The sequence below is a fragment of the Mesorhizobium sp. WSM4821 genome (genome assembly GCF_055901555.1).
In genome coordinates this window covers 4,993,372-5,012,291 of record NZ_CM148371.1, presented here as the reverse complement: position 1 = coordinate 5,012,291, position 18,920 = coordinate 4,993,372, and the positions used below count along the sequence as shown (strand labels likewise).

The window sequence follows — 18,920 nt, the reverse complement described above, 5'->3', positions numbered from 1 at the left end:
AAGCCGGGCATGCCCGGCTTTTCTTTACGTCCGTTTGGGTGCCCGCATTGTCGAGATGAGCGCGACGGCTCCAAAGCGCGTCGCGTCCAATGAGATTCATGCGATGCGCTTTGGTTCTTGTTTTGATGCATGTCGTTATCCCAAAACCGCTGAGCACTTTTGGGCGACAGGCATTACGCCGTCGGCGCATCCGCGCGCAGCAGCCCTTCCTTCTTGAGATCGGCCCAGAGTGCCGACGGCAACGTCGCGTCGAGCAGCGACCGGTTGCTTTCAACCTCGCTCGGCCGCTGGCCGCCGGGGATCACCGACACGACCGACGGGTGCAGCAGCGGGAATTGCAGCGCCGCCTCGATCAGGCGCACGCCGTGGCGTTTGCAGACGGCCTCGATGCGCGTGACGCGGTCGATGATGTCCTGCGGCGCCTCGGAATAATTGTAGTAGGCGCCGGGCTTCGGGCCCGTTGCCAGGATGCCGGAATTATACGGCCCGCCGAGAACGATGCCGATGCCGCGCTTCTGGCATAGCGGCAGGAAGGATTGCAGCGCTTCCTGCTCCAGCAGCGTATAGCGTCCGGCAAGCAGGAAAAGATCGAAGTCGCCGCGCTCGGCAAGCGTCTGGGCAACGGGCCATTCGTTGATGCCGCCGCCGAACGCCTTGATGACGCCCTGGTCGCGCAGGGCCAGCAGCCCATAGTAACCCGAGCGCATGAACTCCTCGATGCGTTGATCCGAGGCCTCCTTGCTGCCGTGAGTGAAGATGTCGACGTCATGCACGAACAGGATGTCGATGCGATCGACGCCAAGGCGCTCCAGCGAGGCTTCGAAGGAGCGCATGACCCCATCATAGCTGTAGTCGTAGGCCTCGCGGCGCGACGGCGTGTCGAAGAATTTGCCGATGCCGGTGCGCTCCTCCGGCGGGCAGGCGCGCATGATGCGGCCGACCTTGCTCGACAGCACATAGTCGTCGCGCTTTTTCGAGCGCAGGAACGGGTTGAGCCGTGTTTCCGACAGGCCGAGCCCGTAGAGCGGCGCGGTGTCGTAGTAGCGGCAGCCGACTTGCCATGCCGCCTCCAGCGTGGCGTTGGCGTCCTCGTCGGAGACGGCGCGGTAGAGGTTGCCGAGCGGCGCCGTGCCGAAGCCAAGTTCCGTGAAGGCGATGCCGCCATTGCCGATGCGGTCGAAATGCCGTGTCTTCATGCCTTGCCGTTTCCTCATTTTCGCATTTGCCCCGACACTATCATGCCTGTGGCACATCAAAAGCATTCGCGACCGTTGGACACGGATTTTCGCGGTGATAGCATGAACAAAAACAAGCTGTTCGGGGAAGATGTGACCAAAAAACCCAGACGGTTTTTGATGCCGGCAAGCTGGTGGCCCGCCATGACGAATACCAGCACAGAGCTGTTCAGGATTATGCCATGCGCTACGAACTGATGCTGCCGCACCAGATCCGCAAGGCGATTACCGGGAATTGGCCGGTCGTGCTCCCGCTCGGTGTGCTCGAATACCATGGCGAGCACATGGCCGTCGGCATGGATACGCTGGCGGTCGTCAAGATGCTCGAGCTGTTCGAAAAGCAAGCCGACCTCGTCATCCTGCCGCCGTTCTATTACGGCGCGGCGAGCTACGCGGTGGCGGCGCCGGAAGGCAACGGTTCGGTTCAGGTCGGCGGCAATGCGCTGGCGCCGTTGGGTGAAGAGCTGTTTTACAGCCTGCTGCGCATCGGCTTTCGCAACATTCACGCCATCATCCACCACCAGACCGAGAATTTTGCCGCCGGCATGCCGACCGACCTCGCCTTCAAGACCGCCGGCCGCCAGGCGATCTTCCGCTTCCTCGAGAAGGAGCGCGGCGAGGGCTGGTGGGGCTCCGAGACGATGGCCGGCTACTATGCCGGGCATGCCGAGGGTGAAAATTTCTTCAACTGGGTGCAGGTGCATCCGTTGATGCCGGCCACGATGAATGGCCAGTATCCGTTCGATCATGCCGGCATCGGCGAAACGTCGCTGATGCTGGCGCTATGCCCTGAAGCGGTGGAAGCCGGTCATTTCGCGGACAACAAGAGCTGGTACACGGCGACCGCCAAAGACGCGTCAGCGGAGCTGGGGCAAAAGGGCGTTGCGATGATCCTCGACCATCTGCGGACGATATTGTCGGCCTAGCGCGGTCGCATGAGGGGTGTTCCAGGGAACGCTAACGTCTCATTTCTTCCAGCACCCCTCAACCGTCTTGGCGCTGCGCGCCAATCCACCTTCTCCCACAAGGGGGAGAAGGGAAGAAGGCGCCGCTACTTCACCGCGCCTGCGGTCATGCCCATGATCAGATAGCGCTCCAGCGCGATGCCGATGACGGCGAGCGGCGTGATGGCGGCGGTGGCAAGCGCCGCCATCGACCACCAGTTGATGCCTTGCGAGCCGGTCTGGCTTGCCACCATGACGGGAATGGTCTTGGCGTCGGTCGAGGTCAGCAGGGCGGCGAAGAAATACTCGTTCCAGCACAGCACCATCGCCAGGATGAAGGCGGCGACCATGCCCGGCAGCGCGATCGGCATGACGATGCGGAAGAAGGCGCCCCAGATCGACAGGCCGTCGACGAGAGCGGCTTCCTCCAGCTCTACAGGGATCGAATTGAACTGGTCGCGCATGATCCAGATGACGATTGGCAGCACCATCAGCGTGTAGAGCAGGATCAGTCCGACGCGCGTGTCGAGCATGCCGACTTCGCGGTACAGCACGAGGAAGGGCAAAGCGAGCACGACCGGCGGCAGGATCAGCTGCGACAGGAAGAAGAAGGAAATGTCCTCGTTCTTGAACCATGCGAAGCTGTAGCGGTAACGGGTCAGGCCGTAGGCGGCGAGACTGCCGATGACGATGGCGAGGCTCGATGCGCCAACCGAGGTGATGACCGAATTCATGAAGCGCTTGATGAATTCGTCGCGCACCGTCGAGGTCCTGAAGATCGAATCCGGCGACAGGCCGAGCGAGCGCCAGCCCTTCCAGTCCGGCTGGAAGTCGACGAACGGGATGAGATGGCCCTGGGTGACGTCGACCGCGGTCTTGAACGAGGTGGTTATCGTCCAGTAAATCGGGAACAGGCAGATGAAGGCCCAGAAGATCAGCGCGCCATAGATGAAGACGCGGTTGGCGACGAAGCTCGCCGGCGAGCGGATTTCGGAAGCGGCATAGTCGGTGGTCTGTACGCTCATGTCGCCGCCCCAATCAATTGACGTTACGCACGAAGCGGTTGGCGGCTTTCAACAGCCACGTCACGAACACGATGATGATGATGAGGTAGGCCATCGCCAGCATGGTGCCGTAGCCGACATTCGAACGGTCGCGGTACTCGCGGTAAATGAAGCTCGACACGGAATCGGTCGCGCCGCCCGGGCCGCCCGAGGTGACGGTGATGATGATGTCGGCAAGCTTCAGCTTGAAGATGACGCGCAGGATGATCGCCGTCACCGACACCGGCAGCATCAGCGGAAAGGTGACCTGCCAGAAGGTCTGCCAGGCATTGGCGCCGTCCACCCTGGCGGCCTCGAGCACTTCGCGCGACATCGCCTGAAGGCCGGCGAGCAGCATGATCATCATGAACGGGATGAAGGTCCAGGCATCCAGCACCATGATCGAGATGCGTGCGGTGATCGGATTCGAGAAGAAGGCCGGGTTTTCCCAGCCAAGTTGGCGCGCCAGCGCCGCTGCCGGCCCGAACCGGTATTCCATCAGCGACTTGCCGATCATCCACGACACGGCTACCGGCGACAGCATCAGCGGCATGAGGAAGACCACGCGGAAAAATTTGCGCGCTCGGATCTGTGCATTGAGAAGCAGTGCAAGGCCAAAAGCGATGACGTACTCGACCAGCACGGCGAGCACATAGAGCACCATGTTGAACAGCGCGTTGCGATAGTAGGGATCGGCCAGCATCTGCCAGAAATTGTCGAGCCCGTTGAACTGACGGCCGGAGAAGGAACTGAGGTTCCAGTCGGTGAGCGCGATGTAGAAGCCGAACAGCGTAGGGAAGATCACCATGGCTATGGTGAACAGCAGCGCCGGCAGCAGGAACAACGCGCGCTGGCCGTCTTCGCCGCGCGTCAGCACCTGGCCGACGCCGAGCGCAACGCCCCACAGCACATAGGCATAGACGACCGGCCGCCAGGTCTCGAAGCCGATTGTGTCGCCCCCTGTCTTGTACAGGATCTGAACTGCGATCACCGCCAGCAGTCCGAGCGTCGCTATAGCCATCAACGCCCGGCCGAGCCGCTTGCGGCCTGGCGATATCAGATCGGATGGAGCGGCGTTTGCCGGCCACGCTTTCGTGGGCAAAGTCTGGTCAGCCACGCGTCTCGTCCGTTCACTGAAGGCTCTATGACCGGCTGGCCGGTCAGGCTGCGGTCCGGCGGCTTCGCGCGCCGGACCGCGGTTCGCTGCGGCTTCAGCCTACACGCCCAGAGAGGCCTTGTAGAGCTTGATCTGGTTGTCGCGGCCGATCTGGTCGGTCAGCTTCTCCCAGGCGGCCGCGATGGCGTCGGCGCCTTCCTGCGCCTTCATCTTGCCGGCGAATGTGTTGGCAAGGATGTCCTCGGCGGCGCTGTAATATTGGAAGATGCCGGGGATGCGCGGTTCGATCGCGGCGTTCGGATGGTTGTAGCTGTCGGCCTCCGACTTGAGATACGACGTGATGAACGCCTCGTCGTAACCGGCCGCCACCCATTCCGCAATGTCGAAATGCGAGTTGCGGTAGGGTTGGAAGCCGGACGGATATGCCGCGCACCAGAGCGACAGGTCCTTGCCGCCGAGATGGGCCGCGGCGGACCAGGCCGCCTTCTTCTTCTTTTCGTCGCTGTCGACGCGCGCCATGACGTAGACGCCCCAGCCGAGATAAGCGCAGTTCGGCGCATAGTTCGGGCCGCTGGCGAGCTTGTCCCACTGGCCGGTCTTGGAATTGTAGACGTCGTCCGAGCCCGGCAGGATCGAGAAGCCGGTGACGTCGCCGACGACCGACGAGTCGTTGGTCTTGACGTTGGAGCCGACGTCGCCCCACCAGGTGACCATGGAACCGGTGCCGGCCAGGAACTGCTGGAAGGCGGTGGTGTTCGGGTCGGCGTTGATCTGGTCGGCAGGCTCGGAAGGCAGCGCGTCGATCACGTCCTGGATCGCCCGCACCCAGGCAGGATTGTTGATGCGCGGCTTCATCGTATCGGCGTCGAACAGCCAGGCCTTGTCGTCCGGATGCTTGGCATAGGCGCTGGCGCGGCTGCCGAGGAAATAGAAGCCGAAGCCGCCCCACGCCTTGGGCGCGTCGAGATAGCCGAAGACGTCCTGGCCCTGGAACTGCTTGCCCTTGAGGAATTTGGTCACGGCCTGCACCTGCTGCCAGGTCTTCGGCACGCCCCATTCTCCTCCACCGCCGCTGTCCTTCCACGCCGCGGCGAGGTCGGCATCGGCGAACACGTCGGTGCGGTAGTTGAAGTTATGGGCGTCGCCGTCGACGGTCACGCGGTACTGCTTGCCGTCCCAGGTGCCGACCGGCGGCTGCAGATAGGCCACGACATCGTTCATGTCGATCTGTTCCTTGACCCAATCCGGCATCTCGGAGGTGAGGCCCTTGCCGCAGACATCGCCTTCGAACGGCGCGCCCATCTCGATAATGTCGAAATCGACGGTGCCGGTGGCGATCGACTGCTGCAGGCGGGCGTTGTAGTCCGCCTGCGCCAGGTCGATCCAGTTGATCTTGGCGCCGGTATAGGTCTCCCACGGCTTCAGGAAGCCGCGAAACAGCACATTGTGCAGGTTCTGGTTGTTGAGCCCCATGAAGGTGAGCTGGACGCCGGCGAATTCGCCTTCCTTGACGTTGGCCTTGGTCGCCTCCAGGCAAAGCTCGCCGACTTGCTGGAAATCGGCATCGGTCGGCTGGCCCTTGCCGACACCGGGGATCTGCAGGATCTGCGCGCGCAGTTCGCTTGCGGCGGAAGCCGGGCGCGTCAGCGCGCCAAGTCCGGCGCCGGATGCGGCTGCGATCGCGGCCATGCTGGCTGCTCCCTTGAGGATATCGCGCCGGGTTGCACCCGCGCGCATGAATTGGTTGTAAAGGCTGACTTTCATTTTGTTCCTCCCAGAATTTCAATGGTGATCGTTCGGATGTTTGGAGCGCTGGACGTGTTCCCCAACGACAGCGACTCCTGGAAATAGCGGCCCAATTTTCCCTCCCGCGACGCTTCGATTTCCGTGGTCAGACTAGCGTCCCGGCGCGCCCGGAACAGGGTCATAACCCGAGCCGCTTCACTATTCTCACAACCAAGTGCGGTGTCAACGAGAATGGGTTTTTATCTATAAGAGACCGACTTGCTCTAGCCGTTTGCGTTGTTTAGCTTCACCGCGACGAAAGGGGGGCCAATGGCTCAAGTCGCGATCAGCAATGTGGCCAAGGCGTTCGGAACCGTCAAGGTCCTGCACGATGTCAGCGTCGACATCGCCGATGGGCAATTCGTGGTGCTGGTCGGTCCTTCGGGATGCGGCAAGTCCACGCTGCTCAGGATGGTGGCGGGGCTGGAAACCGTTTCGGGCGGCACGATTGCCATCGGCGACCGTGTCGTCAACCATCTGCCGCCGGCCAAGCGCGACATCGCCATGGTGTTCCAGAATTACGCGCTCTATCCGCACAAGACGGTCGAGCAGAACATGGCCTTTGCGCTGAAGCTGCGGAAGACCGACCCGGCGGTGGTCAAAGAGCGGGTCAAGCGCGCCGCCGATATCCTCGATCTCGCCCCCTATCTCAAGCGCTATCCGCGCCAGCTCTCGGGTGGCCAGCGCCAGCGCGTCGCCATGGGCCGCGCCATCGTGCGCAACCCGCAGGTGTTCCTGTTCGATGAGCCGCTGTCGAATCTCGACGCAAAGCTGCGTGTCCAGATGCGCACCGAGATCAAGGAACTGCACCAGCGGCTGAAGACCACCACGATTTATGTCACGCACGACCAGATCGAAGCCATGACCATGGCCGACAAGATCGTGGTGATGCGCGACGGCCGCATCGAGCAGGTCGGCGCCCCGCTGGAACTGTTCGACCGGCCGGCCAATCTGTTCGTCGCCGGCTTCATCGGCTCTCCGTCGATGAACCTGCTCAAGGGTGTCGTGCGCAAGGGCGACAAGCCTGTCGTCGAAATATCGGGAGCGCCGTTCCCGATCGCCGCGAACAGCGCGGTGGAGGACGGGCGCAATGTCGTCTACGGCGTGCGGCCCGAGCATCTCGAAATCCACCCTGACGGCGTGCCTGCGAAGATTTCCGTGGTCGAGCCGACCGGTTCTGAGACGCTGGTGTTCCTGCGCTTCGGCGATGGCGAGATGGTGGCGCTGTTCCGTGAGCGCCACGACTTCAAGCCCGGCGACACGCTGCACCTGAAACCCCGGCTTGACCAGGTCCATCTCTTCGACGCAGAGACCGGTCGCCGGCTATAACACTTTGATTTGCGCATGATCTTATCCGAACCCGACATCACTTTTCGGGATCATGCGCCAGGTTTCACATAAACCCGTTCGGGAGGAATGCCATGCTCAAAGGAATCGATCCGTTGCTCAACGCCGACGTGCTCCAGGCGCTGCGGGCGATGGGCCATGGCGACGATTTGATCATCGCCGACACCAATTTCCCGTCCGATTCGGTGGCGCGCCAGACCGTGCTCGGCCAGCTGCTGCGCATCGACGCGCCGGCGGCGGATGTGGTCAAGGCGGTCCTGTCGCTCTATCCGCTGGACAGTTTCGTCGACGACGCGGCGGCACGCATGGAGATCGTCGGCAAGCCGGATGAGATCCCACCCGTACAGATGGAAGTGCAAAGAGAGATCGACGCCGCGGAGGGCAAGGCCTGGCCGATGATCTCGGTCGAGCGCTACGCCTTCTACGAGCGCGCCAAGAAGGGCTATTGCGTCATCCAGACCGGCGAACGCCGCTTCTATGGCTGTTTTGCGTTCCGCAAGGGCGTCGTACCGCCGGATGCGGAGTAGGCGCATGGCGTCCGGCAAGCCTGTCGTCATATTGGGCGTCTTTGTCGCCGACACCGCCTACCGCGCCGCCCGCCAGCCGCGCATGGGCGAAACCCTCCTCGGCACATCCTTCACGCTCGGCCCGGGCGGCAAGGGCTCGAACCAGGCGGTCGCGGCCGGCCGGCTCGGCGCCGACATCACTTTCCTGACGCGCCTTGGCGTCGATCCCTTTGCCGACATGGCCAGGCAGACCTGGGCGCGGGCTGGCGTGAAGAGCGCTGTCATCGATACGCCGGAGAGTTACACGGGTGCGGCCTATATTTTCGTCGAGGAGACGACCGGCAACAACGCCATCATCGTCAGCCCGGGTGCGGCCATGTTGATTTCGCCTGCCGACATCGAGGCCCATGCCGGCCTGATCAGCTCGGCCGGCGTCTTCGTCACCCAGCTCGAACAGCCGATCGAGGCTGCGCTGCGGGCGCTGGTAATCGCGCGTGGGGCAGGGGTGACGACCATCCTCAACCCGGCGCCGGCGGCAAGCCTGCCCGAGCGCATTTACACGCTCTGCGACTATGTCACGCCCAACGAGACCGAGGCCGAGGAACTGACCGGTATCAAGGTGTCCTCCATCGACGACGCCCGCCGCGCCGCCGACAATCTGCTGAAAAAGGGCGTCGGCGCGGTCATCGTGACGCTCGGCGAAAAAGGCGCGCTGTTGCGTACGGCCGATCGCTCCGACCATGTCGGCGCGATCAATGCCGGGCCCGTGGTCGAAACAACCGGGGCAGGCGACGCCTTCAATGGCGGCCTGGCCGCAGCACTTGCCAGGGGGGTGGAACCGCTGCAGGCGGCCCGCTTCGCTTGCGCCGTCGCCGGCATTTCGGTGACGCGGCCGGGCACCGCGCCGTCGATGCCGACGCTGGAGGAGGTCGAGGCTTTGCTGGCGAGGGGGTGAGATCGGCCCCGGACCTGAAACCGCACGGAACCCGTCCGGTCGTAAACGCATCCCGCTCTATCGGACCCGAGGCATGTCCGCGGTTGCCGGAGAAGGGGTTATCTCAATTTTGATCCACACCATATTGCAGCACCTGGACCTTCTCCAGCGTCACCAGGCCGCTGCTCATGATCGTTTCGAGCGCCGGCAGGAAGCCATTGATCTTTTCCTCGCTGTCGACGATCTCGACAATCAGCGGCAGGTCTTCCGAAAGCCTGAGGATTTTTGCCGTGTGCAGCAGGCTCGAATGGCCGAAGCCCATGGCGCCCCGCAACACGGTCGCGCCCGCCAGGTCCATTTCGCGGGCCTTGAGCACAATTGACTCGTAGAGCGGGTGACCGTCGTCCCTGTCATCCTCGCCAATGAAAATCCGCAAAAGCACCGCCTGTGTTGGTATCTGCATGGTCAAACTCCTCCCAACCGGTTGAGGCGCGATGCGACCATGTGGCCTAGCCACACTGCAAGGAGCCAGGTCGTGATCGAGACGCCGACGTTCAGTCCTGCCATCGGCCAGCTGCCTGTCTGTACGAAACGGAACGTTTCGTAACTGAACATCGAAAAAGTGGTGAACCCGCCGCAAATTCCGGTCATGACGAACTGGCGCTGGCGCGTCCCGGCGAAGACACGTCCGCCCGGACCGGTCAAGGTCGCATAGAAGCCGATGACGAACGAGCCGATGACATTCACGAACAAGGTGCCCCAAGGGAAACCAGGACCGAGCCAGGCAAGGGTGCCGATCGAAGCAAGAGCGCGCAGAACACTGCCGATGACGGTGCCGGCCGAAACGATCAGATAAAGCCTTACGGTCTCAGGGACAGCCCACCGTCGGGCGTTGCCTGGGTGCGATGATGGCAAGGACTTGGCCTGGATTTCCTCGGTTGGCTTCATACGCCCGCATCCAACATGATGGAGCCGGCCGCATATCCGAGCGTTACCGCAGACAGACAGAGCATGAGAGACAAGATCACATTGCCGCCGGCCCGGAGGAACTGGCCATCGCGAACGAGCGCCAGCGTTTGCAGGCTGAACGAGGAAACCGTGGTGTAGCTGCCAAGAAATCCGGTGACGGCGAATTGCCAGGCGGCAGGCGTCGGCAACGTCCCGCCGATCGCCGCTGCGGCGAACAGCCCGATGACGAAGGCACCACTGACATTGATCACCATTGTGCCCCAGGGAAACGTCTCGCCGATGTGCCGACCGACCAAACCGGACACGAAGTACCGGGCTGGGCCGCCGATGGCGCTGCCCAGAATGACCCACACCAAGCCTTCGAGAATGTCCTTCATGCTTCGGAATACCGATGGCTACGATTGTCTTGCTGGCGATCGCCGCGCTTCGAAACCAGCCAGGCCTTCTCCATCGCACACTCCTTCCGGCCGGACCGGCAATTTCGGGTGCGTGGAGTTCGGGCACCAAAAAACCCGCGGCGCGGCGGGTCGGTCCAATCGTCCGGCTCCCACCGCGCGTCTCCACACGGCAGGAGTCATCAGCCCTTACGGGCGGTTTTGGGGGACTCCATCCCCTTGCAGCTAGACATAAGGAGGTTGTGCGAGATCGGCAAGGCGGACCGGCAACATAGGCCGATCGGCAAAAGCGGCACTCTGAACTGCCGATCCGGCATCCAGACCTCACCCACCAACCGGCTAAGTGATTGAGAAATGGCGCGAGTGACGGGGCTCGAACCCGCGACCTCCGGCGTGACAGGCCGGCACTCTAACCGACTGAGCTACACCCGCGCACAGACGAGCACGTGTTGCCGTGTTCGTCGTTGGGCGGTGGATAAGGGGTTCGCCACTGGGTGTCAAGCGCACCGTGACAGCATAACAGCAAACAGGAGAAGGTTTTTTGACAAGCCGAACTTTGTTGCCAAAACCAGTCGGCGGCGAGGGCATTGCGCGCTCATTTGGCCTTGCGAAGCCTGCCTTAACTGCTTAAAGGTCCGGCCCGGAGCGGGCGATTAGCTCAGTTGGTAGAGCGCTTCGTTTACACCGAAGATGTCGGCGGTTCGAGCCCGTCATCGCCCACCATTCCATTCAAAGAGTCTCGCGCTCCTCCAGCTCCCAAAAACGCTGATAAATCAGTTGCTTGCGCAACCTATGGCGTTTTGGTTCGCACGTCAAACAAGTTTGTCTCACTAAGCTAATCGCCCGCTTGATTCCCGCCAAATCTCCACGTCGCTGTGACACCAGTGTGACAGAGGAAGGTGATTCCTGGAGGCTCTTTCTTTCAACAAAGCGACCTTTTGGCCTTCTGGTTCTCGCCCAAGCAGTTGCTGAATGACATCATCTGAATTCGCACAACAGGACGTATGGCCTTTTCCCCGGATGAAACGAGCCTCGGTGCCTATCCATAACGCAAAGTTGGCCCACTGCTCATAGCGGCGCCAGCTATCGAATATCGCATCAAGGCGATCCTAGAGCGCGACAACCTCCTCCTTGGTCATCAATGGCCGCGATTGCCTGAACGAGTTGTGGGACTCGTGTAGTAGGGCGGTAGGGGCCCCTCGGAGCCTTACAAGGTAGAAGCCTCCGGCTACCAACGGCTAGAGCAGGCCGTCACTGAGCTAACCTATTGACAAATTGAGATTTTCTTGATATAATTATCTTAGAAGGTGGAATCCGCCTTCCTGGCAACAGTACGCTTCCTATTAGGTGGCGTTTATCTTTTCAAAGAAGATTGAGTCGGCTCAACCTATCGCCTGCGAGGCGGTGGGCAAATTTGGCTATTTAAAAAAATCATTTTTAGAATTTGGAAGGAAATCAATAGAGAATGTTTCACTATGTACTATCGAGTATTAAAATAATATTCAGCAAAGAAAATTATGATCAAGTTAATTTTCAAAACGAAGCGGTTTTAGAGCCGGATGGGGCCTTCGATTGTAGTTCATGCGTCCAATCACCTGATCAAGCTGTAGGACCGGTAGATGGCCCTGACAACAGGGAGAGAAGCGATGCCTACCGCCATATCGCATTTCATATCGATAGGACGTGGAGGGTTATCGTTTGCCCCGATGGGATACAGTGGATCCTTCAAAAGCGAAAAGGAAATCTCGACGGCAGGCCAGCCTGGAATGCAGTGAGGTTTTGTAGGTCAAAGTCGGGGCTATGTGGTGCAATCAGGGACAAGATTGGAGGTGTCTCTCCTGAAATCGAAGCCCAATTGGCTCAGCTACCAGATTGGGTTGAGTCATGATCTACACCGGCAATGCCCCTTGGCTTGATCGATCGTTAAAGCTCTCATTGTCGTTTGAGCGCTTTCTATTGCCAATGGCGGAGAGCATCGCAAAGGAAACAGGGAAGCGGCGAAAGGAGGATGCCGTCCAGAACATCAAAACGGCTCTGAGCGTGATTTTAGCCAACCTCCTTCGGTCACACGCTTTGCACCCCTCTTATGGCGTAAGGATAGACCTTAGCAGCGATGGCTATCCGAAAGGGCAATTCAATCCCTACCGGCTAGGCATCCGAGCTGTTCGTACGGTGGTGAGATATCTTGCTAACTCCAATCCGTCACTGATTCACAAAAAGGGAGGAAACTTCGACAAGATAAGGGGGCTCAAATATCCAACAGAGATATGGATCTCGGATTATATTAAAGGTGATCTATTAGCCTGTTTGGCAGAAGATAAATCGATATCGAATGATACTAATGAATTATATTCAATACCCATTACTAGGAACACATTTGGAATAAACGAATATGTATCTAAATACGATTTTATTTACGAGAGAATCGATCTCTCTTCAGTACGTCTCAGGAAGGGTTCATCAAAGAGCGAGAGGAGCTTTATAGATTTCGAACACAATGAAGAAACCCGATCTATGGAGGTTAACTTAGATAGATATAATTCTTTCATATCATCCAATGCCAAGCTTAATCTCTTTCTTGCCGACGAGAAAATGGTCGAATTGCAGAAAGGAAACGATCACGATTATGATGAGTTTGGCAACTCTCACTCTGAACCCTCTTCAGTCGATCTAGCTTCTCCGACGAGACTCTATCGCGTCTTCAACGATGGGAGGTTCGATCATGGCGGGCGATTCTATGGCGGGTGGTGGCAGAGCATCCCCAAAGACTACCGTCGCTTCATAACCATCAACGGCAGGCCAACCGTGGAGGTGGATTTTTCGAGTATGCAATTGGCAATGCTTTACGCGCAAGTTGGCCAACAGCTTGAAGGCGACGCATACGTCATCGATGGTTTCGGGCCGGAAGTCCGTCCCCTTATCAAAACCACTACCCTCAAGATGATCAACGCTCCGGGCGGCATTCGTTCTCCTCTCAAGTCAGCCCTACCAGAAGGGATATCGTGGAAGGGTCTTCAGGAGGCGATCCTAGCGAGACACAAGCCAATTGCAGAGTTCTTCGGCTCTGGAGAAGGCATCCGGCTTCAGCGGCTGGATTCTGACATTGCCGAAGAGGTGATCATGACGATGATGGACAAAGGGATCCCCGTGCTCCCGATCCATGACAGCTTCATCGTAGCAGAGGGGCATGCCGAAGAGCTATCCGCAACAATGCTAGATGCTTACCAGAGAAGGATGAGCGGGAGGGCGATATCCCTGAAGAACTCGCCGAGCCTCTTTGACGAGCTGTTAGCTGGTCAGGAGCGATTAAGGATCGACGACCGGCACACGGCGGCCATGCGGCTCTTTCTGGCAAAGAGAGAAACACCGGATTATGAGGGTTACCGCTTACGAGAAGAATTGCTAGGCCGTGCCAAATGTGGAGTTCCTGCTGAGGTGACTGTTACGCGGCCCATTGGTCATGCGGAAACTACATCAATGGGCAAATTTCCAACGACCGGTCCCAGGCTGGGAAAATCATATTTTGGCATGACAAGGTCTCTCAACCAAGCGAAACGCTTGTGGGACCGCTATATGAGCCGAAGGTAGGCAGTCTAAGGCCGAACCAACGGAGGTTTTCCGTAAACTTCGAACATGTCGCGCTTAACGCATACCCCGATCGAGCTTCGGGGCAAAAGTTTACAAATTGCCCAAACTGGCGCCCGGGTCGTCTGTATATACGATATCGATACCCCGGGGCCTGGCACCTGTGCCCCACCTCCCCAGCCGGTTAGGAAGTTTACAACTCTGGACGAAGGCGGCGCGTGTCGGCTTCGTGTATGCTTTCAGGGAGAGCGGTCTGTCAACGTTCATGACAGCATCGGCATGGTGTTCAAAAAACCCTTCACGATTCAGGCTACCTAAGCCCTTGATTTGCAGGGCCTTCAAAGAGTCAAAATCTCCGTTCAATAATGGAGTGTTTTTTGAACAAGGGAGGCTAGCTTGAAACGGGCAGCGCTGTATTTAAGGGTAAGTACGAAGGAGCAGACAACCGAAAATCAAAGGTTTGAGCTTGAACGGGTGGCTGAAGCCAAAGGATGGCAGATATCAGCCGTCTACGAGGATGAAGGCATCAGTGGCGCAAAAGGCCGAGACAAGCGCCCAGGTTACGACCAGTTGCTAAAAGACGCAGTCAGAGCCAAATTTGATCTGGTTATGGCTTGGGATGTCTCTCGACTTGGCAGGAGCCTGACCGGACTGGTTCAAGCGTTGGAAGATTTACATTCTAATCGGGTGGACCTCTATCTCCATCAACAAGCAATCGACACGACAACACCATCGGGCAAGGCCATGTTCCAAATGACTGGCGTCTTTGCTGAATTCGAAAGATCGATGATCCGAGAGCGTGTCTTAGCCGGACTTGCCAGAGCGAGAGCTCAGAATAAAAAGTTGGGAAGGCCTAAAATCGAAGTCGTCTTAGCAGAAATTGTAGAAGATCGAGCTAAAGGCCTCTCAATCCGTGAAATTGCCAAAAAACACAATATTTCGATTGGCAAGGCACATCAGATTGCAAGCAAGACAATGGACCCTAGCGTAAGAACCATGTACGACCGTGTCTCGATCATTTGACCTCGATCCTACTTTCAGTGTGTTATGTATGAGCAATGCAACATCAGATAAATACGGTTCGAACTTGGTTTTATCGTTTTGGGATTTGTGATGATATTCACGGTTGAACCTAAGCAGATATCCGATTTAAACAGCGCCGGCGCGGTAGAACTTCTCAGACGACTTCTGTATGCGGAAGCAAGTAATTGCCAAATTCCGCTGCGGGGAGTATCCGTCCCACTTCAGATCACAGTGGCCGATGGGGGTGAGGACGCACGAATAGCTTGGAAGGGCGGCGTTGAACACAATGACTTTCTTCCAAGCCGATTTTCCATATTTCAGTCAAAGGCCACCGACCCCGGACCTGCTGGATGGAAGCGAGAGGTCTGGACGAAACAGTCCCTAAAGACGGGAAACCCAAAAGAACTGAACGAGGCGATTACCACTGCGATCACAAACGGAGGAGCCTACGTTGGATTCACGACTACAGCCTTGGGAGGGGATAAGCTCGATAAGCGTGAGAAGGCCATCATTGAAGGGATCCAAGCGGCTGGAGGGGACCCTCGAAAGTTATCATCAGTCCACATTTACGATGCGAACAAAATAGCCAAATGGGCCAGCACCCATCCCGCTGTTGCACTTTGGATAAATGAGCGCCAAAGCGGATTGGCGCTGAGAGGGATGCGTACCGTCGGCGGTTGGGGGCGAGGAATTGGAATTTCAAACATCGCTCGTGTTGACGACACTCTCGCACGATATGCGATTGGTTTAGGCAGCATAGAGGAAGAACACGAAGCTGGCAGCCCGGCTGACAATCGGATAACTTTTGATCAGCTTCGGAAACGCATCTCGGATTGGCTCATCCTTCCCAAGAGATCCATAAGACTAGTCGGACAGTCCGGCCTTGGCAAAACCAGGGCGACGTTTGAGGCAATCAGCAATCAAGACGACCTTTTCGACGAGACTGCACATATTTCCACAGTATTTTGCGATTATAGAGACGTTTCCAACGATATCGTTAATATCGTAACAACAGTTGCTGATTCAAAAAGCCCTTGCATATTTGTTATTGATGAGTGCCCGCGTGATATAGCCGTCAAGCTAGCGGCAATAATCGACTCGGAAAATAGTCTATGCCGGATGATAACGATTTCTCTGGAAGAAAAGGCTATCCTGAACGACAATTGTCTAAACATTTCCGTTAAGCCATGCAACGATGACCTAATAGTTGGCATTCTAAAGCAGATGATGCCGTCCTCGTCCCCGAGCGAGCTTTCCTTCATTACGAGTTTTTGTGGTGGCTTTCCACGAATCGCCGTTCTGGTCACTACATATCGTAACGCTGGCATGGACTCGGTGAAGTCGGTTGAGGACGTTGTCGAGCGCATACTTGAGGGCGCTAAGATTTCCGATCCGGCTACTATCCGAGCTATCGAATGTTTATCTCTATTCGAGAGACTAGGTGTAGATAAAGACGTCGCCAGCCAACTCGACACCGTGGCATCGGAATTGGCTCGACAAACCGGCGATGAAATGTTCGAGCATCTGTCGATCGCTGCGGAACATCAACTGGTAGATCGTAGAGGTATGTTTTTCAAAGCTCAGCCGTTGCCGATAGCAGCATATTTAGGCAGCCGACGCCTGAAGGTGAGCAGAGTGAAGACCCTATCATCTTTCCTAACGACTTGCGAAGAACCGGTAGCATTGGCGGCACTTCGGCAATGGAGATACTTCGATCGTTCCACCACCATGGCGGACGTGGCAGAGCATTTGCTGGGACGGAATGGCCGGTTTGGCACGCTCCAATCACTAGAAACCGAGTTTGGCGCCAGCGGATTGGATGCCCTAGTTCACGTCGCGACAGATGCGGCCGCCGAAACTGTTTCACGGGTGCTTGGCAACCTCACAGTTTTGCAATTGTCGCAAATAGTGGACGGGCGACGATATCTCGTCTGGGCGTTGAGAAAGCTAGTGTTCCCACACCATACATTTCAAACGGCCGCTCGGCTGCTTATGAAGTTAGCGGCCGCAGAAAATGAAAATTATGGCAACAACGCAACCGGAGAATTCAAGCAGCTGTTTCAACTACAGTTAAGCGGTACAGAAGCCGCTCCGGCTCAACGATTCGCGATTATTGACGAGGGTCTAGAAACCGGCGACGTGAAGATCGCAGAAGTCTGCATTGAGGCGCTGGAACAGACGCTGCGTCGATCAGGCTTTATGCGTTCTGGGGACTCGGAGCAAATTGGAAACCGCCCTCCTTTGAAAGATTGGCAACCGAAGATTTGGTCCGAGGTATTCGGTTTTCATCGATCGGGGCTGCGTCGCCTATTCGAAGCTCGCAAACGCTTTTCTGCTTACCAGGACCTTTGCGAACAAGCGATTGCATCAAACATTAGATCCCTTCTGGTTGAGCCAATGTTCGACGAACTGAAATCAATTATCCTGTCCATAAAGAGCGAAAAGGGGACTTGGTTCGAGGCTATTGCGGGTGTCGGTAACTGGCTCTACTTTGACCGGAAATCGCCTTATGACAAATTCGCCAGAAAGGTCAGGAAATTTTACGACGAACTATTGCCTAGTAACGAAATTGAGCTGGCGATACTTTACGCGAAATTTTGGTCGGCGGAAATTCGGGACCCGGACATAGTTTATAACCGCGACGCTCTCGGGGCCGGTCAGTTTGAGTATTCGGCACGCAAGGTCAGCGAGTTGGGGGCCAAAATAGGGCGAAATGAACAGCTGACTTGGGAAGCGATTGCGAGGATGGCTCCCTTAGAACTTCACAATATATTGCCGTTCTCTCGCTCTCTTGCTTCGTCATTTGAAAATAAAAGGGCCTTGTTCGAATACACCGTAAATTTAATAGATGCAGACAACGTCAGAAACGTGGTGACTTTTATGAGGGGTGTCCTTACGGCAATCGACCTGGCGGACCCCAAATTGGCGTCGGAGCTATTGGGCAACGCGATCAAGATTGATGCCTTAAAGCAATATAGCGTCGTACTTTATTCTGCTTTGTCAATCACAGAAAGTCGCGTCCGAGAGATTACGCAGAAGGTCAAGGACGAGCAGATTAGTCCATCACAATGCGTGATATTGTCTTATGGTCGTGGATTTAGTGGATTAGAGCCATTTCAATTGCTGCCTCTTGTTGAAGAATTGGGAAAGCATGATGGGTCATCGGGCTTGTGGGCCGCCCTTGAGATTATCCTTATGTATGGGCTGGATGATCCGAAGTTGGATCCCACATTCGCACGGTTCGTGGAGTCAGCTATCTCTAATCCACGATTGCTTGAGCGTTCTGCTCATGGCCCGAGAGATACGCACATCGTGGAGACGTTGGTCGAAAAGATCAATTCTGGATATGGGCTTTCGAAGGAATTTGCCTCGGGAATATGCGACCAATTGATTCGCTTATGTTCCAATAGTGATTTCGATCTGACTAACCTAGATGAGCTTGCTCGACGCCTATTAAAATTACTTGTGGCTAAACAAATGGGCGTGACATGGGCCTCTTTATCCCGCTTCTATGAAACCGCCACGCCGATAGAAGCTCGTCGGCTACTCAAGCTGGTCGGACCGGATCGTGATGGATTTGAAGGGGACAGTCATAACAAGGCTGGTGTTCTTTTTGATGGACATACGTCCAAATTCACCCAATGGGCGTCTAGGGATGCTGGCAAGCGATCCGTCTTCCTCATAGCCTTTTTTCCCATTCTCGCACCCGAACAAGGTGCAGAGTCACGCTTCCATCCCGCGCTCGAAAGGCTTGTCGCGAAATTTGGCGACGATCCGGGCTTCAGGACTGCTCTGTCTCGTCGACTCTACCCTAGCGGCTGGTCTGGTTCACTTGTTCCCTACCTAGAAAGGTATTTGGCGCCGCTGGAAAGTTGGTCCATTCATTCCTCTTCGAAGGTGGCCGGTTGGGCCAGGGAGACTGCTCGAGGTCTCAACCGGTCGATTGCCGCAGAGAAGAAACGAGACGAGGAGGATCGCGACTTCGGATAGGTCACGTCATCTCAATACTTAGATCAACGTGAACATAAGGAATTTTT

At 57.2% G+C, this 18,920-nt stretch carries 14 protein-coding genes, 2 tRNA genes and 1 riboswitch; of the genes, 8 read left to right on the top strand and 8 right to left on the bottom strand.

Going from position 1 to position 18,920, the window contains the following annotated elements:
* Positions 1–173: 173 nt before the first annotated feature.
* On the bottom strand, positions 174–1,196 hold the full coding sequence (locus AC0NID_RS24495) for an aldo/keto reductase (protein ID WP_473452993.1): 1,023 nt from the start codon (positions 1,194–1,196) through the stop codon (positions 174–176).
* Between the two features lie 221 nt (positions 1,197–1,417).
* On the opposite strand from AC0NID_RS24495, the gene AC0NID_RS24490 reads away from it, so the two are divergent.
* The gene (locus AC0NID_RS24490; protein WP_473452994.1) at positions 1,418–2,161 is read left to right on the top strand and encodes a creatininase family protein; all 744 of its coding nucleotides are present in this window, start codon (positions 1,418–1,420) and stop codon (positions 2,159–2,161) included.
* A gap of 125 nt (positions 2,162–2,286) precedes the next feature.
* Here the strand turns inward: AC0NID_RS24490 and AC0NID_RS24485 are convergent, their stop codons facing one another.
* The 3 genes from AC0NID_RS24485 to AC0NID_RS24475 all read right to left on the bottom strand — a co-directional run bounded on the left by AC0NID_RS24485 (position 2,287) and on the right by AC0NID_RS24475 (position 6,103).
* The gene (locus AC0NID_RS24485; protein ID WP_473452995.1) at positions 2,287–3,204 is read right to left on the bottom strand and encodes a carbohydrate ABC transporter permease; all 918 of its coding nucleotides are present in this window, start codon (positions 3,202–3,204) and stop codon (positions 2,287–2,289) included.
* Positions 3,205–3,217: 13 nt separating this feature from the next.
* Positions 3,218–4,339: a carbohydrate ABC transporter permease gene (locus AC0NID_RS24480; RefSeq protein ID WP_473452996.1), complete on the bottom strand. Its 1,122-nt coding sequence runs from the start codon at positions 4,337–4,339 to the stop codon at positions 3,218–3,220.
* A gap of 99 nt (positions 4,340–4,438) precedes the next feature.
* Complete coding sequence (locus AC0NID_RS24475) at positions 4,439–6,103, bottom strand: ABC transporter substrate-binding protein (RefSeq protein WP_473452997.1); 1,665 nt, start codon at positions 6,101–6,103, stop codon at positions 4,439–4,441.
* A 291-nt stretch (positions 6,104–6,394) separates the two neighbouring features.
* Between AC0NID_RS24475 and AC0NID_RS24470 the strand changes: the two genes are divergently transcribed.
* The 3 genes from AC0NID_RS24470 (at position 6,395) to rbsK (ending at position 8,932) form a co-directional block, all read left to right on the top strand.
* On the top strand, positions 6,395–7,453 hold the full coding sequence (locus tag AC0NID_RS24470; RefSeq protein ID WP_473452999.1) for an ABC transporter ATP-binding protein: 1,059 nt from the start codon (positions 6,395–6,397) through the stop codon (positions 7,451–7,453).
* A 92-nt stretch (positions 7,454–7,545) separates the two neighbouring features.
* Positions 7,546–7,998 carry an RbsD/FucU family protein gene (locus tag AC0NID_RS24465; protein ID WP_473453000.1) on the top strand — a complete coding sequence of 151 codons (453 nt, stop codon included), beginning with the start codon at positions 7,546–7,548 and terminating at the stop codon, positions 7,996–7,998.
* Between the two features lie 4 nt (positions 7,999–8,002).
* The gene (gene rbsK / locus AC0NID_RS24460; RefSeq protein ID WP_473453002.1) at positions 8,003–8,932 is read left to right on the top strand and encodes a ribokinase; all 930 of its coding nucleotides are present in this window, start codon (positions 8,003–8,005) and stop codon (positions 8,930–8,932) included.
* A gap of 103 nt (positions 8,933–9,035) precedes the next feature.
* On the opposite strand, the gene AC0NID_RS24455 is transcribed toward rbsK, so the two are convergent.
* The 4 genes from AC0NID_RS24455 to AC0NID_RS24440 form a co-directional block, all read right to left on the bottom strand.
* The gene (locus AC0NID_RS24455) at positions 9,036–9,374 is read right to left on the bottom strand and encodes a DUF190 domain-containing protein (protein WP_473453003.1); all 339 of its coding nucleotides are present in this window, start codon (positions 9,372–9,374) and stop codon (positions 9,036–9,038) included.
* Between the two features lie 2 nt (positions 9,375–9,376).
* Positions 9,377–9,859 (bottom strand): CrcB family protein, encoded by a 483-nt coding sequence (locus AC0NID_RS24450; RefSeq protein WP_473453004.1) that lies wholly within the window; start codon positions 9,857–9,859, stop codon positions 9,377–9,379.
* Positions 9,856–10,257: a fluoride efflux transporter CrcB gene (gene crcB / locus AC0NID_RS24445; RefSeq protein WP_473453005.1), complete on the bottom strand. Its 402-nt coding sequence runs from the start codon at positions 10,255–10,257 to the stop codon at positions 9,856–9,858. The genes AC0NID_RS24450 and crcB overlap by 4 nt, the downstream gene beginning before the upstream one ends.
* 184 nt (positions 10,258–10,441) lie before the next feature.
* Positions 10,442–10,503, bottom strand: a riboswitch (Fluoride riboswitch).
* A 127-nt stretch (positions 10,504–10,630) separates the two neighbouring features.
* A tRNA-Asp gene (locus AC0NID_RS24440) sits at positions 10,631–10,707 on the bottom strand.
* Between the two features lie 215 nt (positions 10,708–10,922).
* On the opposite strand from AC0NID_RS24440, the gene AC0NID_RS24435 reads away from it, so the two are divergent.
* From AC0NID_RS24435 to AC0NID_RS24420, 4 genes are all read left to right on the top strand, one after another.
* Positions 10,923–10,998 (top strand) — tRNA-Val (locus AC0NID_RS24435).
* 1,161 nt (positions 10,999–12,159) lie between these two features.
* Positions 12,160–13,863 (top strand): hypothetical protein, encoded by a 1,704-nt coding sequence (locus AC0NID_RS24430; RefSeq protein WP_473453006.1) that lies wholly within the window; start codon positions 12,160–12,162, stop codon positions 13,861–13,863.
* 393 nt (positions 13,864–14,256) lie between these two features.
* The gene (locus AC0NID_RS24425; RefSeq protein WP_473453007.1) at positions 14,257–14,883 is read left to right on the top strand and encodes a recombinase family protein; all 627 of its coding nucleotides are present in this window, start codon (positions 14,257–14,259) and stop codon (positions 14,881–14,883) included.
* A 90-nt stretch (positions 14,884–14,973) separates the two neighbouring features.
* Positions 14,974–18,873 (top strand): hypothetical protein, encoded by a 3,900-nt coding sequence (locus AC0NID_RS24420; protein WP_473453008.1) that lies wholly within the window; start codon positions 14,974–14,976, stop codon positions 18,871–18,873.
* Positions 18,874–18,920 lie beyond the last annotated feature (47 nt).